Origin of the sequence: Actinomadura scrupuli, assembly GCF_050971785.1 — a bacterium.
In the GTDB taxonomy this organism is placed as follows: Bacteria; Actinomycetota; Actinomycetes; order Streptosporangiales; family Streptosporangiaceae; genus Actinomadura_E; species Actinomadura_E scrupuli.
This window is the reverse complement of sequence record NZ_JBPCCU010000026.1, coordinates 1-1,156: the sequence shown is the minus strand read 5'-3', so window position 1 is coordinate 1,156 and position 1,156 is coordinate 1. Positions and strand designations below refer to the sequence as shown.

Genomic DNA, 1,156 nt, shown 5'->3' with positions numbered 1-1,156 from the left:
CGGGAGCGCAGCAGCTCACGTGTGTGCAGGTCGAAGAACGCCAGGGTCTTGCCCTCGATCCGGATCCCGACCCTGCGGCCGCCCAGGATCTCGGCGGCCAGCACCGACCTGCCGGCCAGGCCGACCAGCCCGTCCCGGTTGACGGTCCGTTCCACCTCGATCGCATCCCTATCGCTTTCGGGCGGCGGCAACGGTGCAGGCCCGGCCTTGCGGCCGCCCCGGGCGGCCAGTACCGCCAGATCAGCCGTCGACAGATGCGAGCGGACGGTCTTGATCCTCGCCCCGGCGTTCAGCAGATGAATCACCTGCGAATCCGCCCAGAACGTCACCGTGACCCCGGCCAGCGCCGGGCCGAGCCAGAACTGACGGCCCGCCACATACAAGTTCCCCGACGGGGGAACGATCCGGTCGAACTCCACCGGCCCGCCATCCCACACCACTGGACGCGCAAGCTCCTCTACGGGCTCGTCCACCAGCCCGTCCACCGGTTCCTCCAGGGGCTCGTCCACAGGCCCGGCCTGGGGTGGGACAACACTCAGCCGGACCACCGACGGCAGCCGCAACGCCAGCAACTCCCGCTCCTGCTCGCAACGAGCGGCGAACCGATCCGCCGGGACCGCCATCGCGAGCGCCTGGTGAGGCCGCACGGTGTTGTACTCGGCCACCCAGGCCGCCACTGCGGCCTGCGCCGCAGCCAGGTTCTCGAACGGGACAGCGTCGTCCAGCAGTTCCCTGCGCAAGCTCTGATGGAACCGCTCGACCTTGCCGGTCGTGGTCGGTGAACGAGGCTGGGTCAGCCGGTGGACGATGCCGTTGTCCCGGCAGATCCGGTCGAACAGCACCTCACCGCCATGCCCGAACCGGTCGGTGAACTGCTTGCCGTTATCGGTCAGCACCTCCTCCGGCACCCCGAACCCCTGCAGGGCGGCGGCGAACGCCAGACACACCGCCCGACCCGTCGCACGCGGCACCACCGAAGCGATCACACAGAACCGCGAATGGTCATCGACCCCGGTCACGACCTTGCACTCGGTGCCGTCCGCCAACCACACCCCACCAACGATGTCCATCTGCCACAACGCCATCGGAGCATCCCGCTCCCACCGCCGGTAATCCTCCCGCCTGCGCTTACGCCGGCCCGGCTCGATCAAGCCCG

General features: G+C 69.4%; 1 pseudogene. It reads right to left on the bottom strand.

Annotated elements, in window-relative coordinates:
- Positions 1 to 593 precede the first annotated feature (593 nt).
- Positions 594 to 1,156: pseudogene (locus ACRYCC_RS43970) on the bottom strand (integrase core domain-containing protein); the annotation flags it as partial.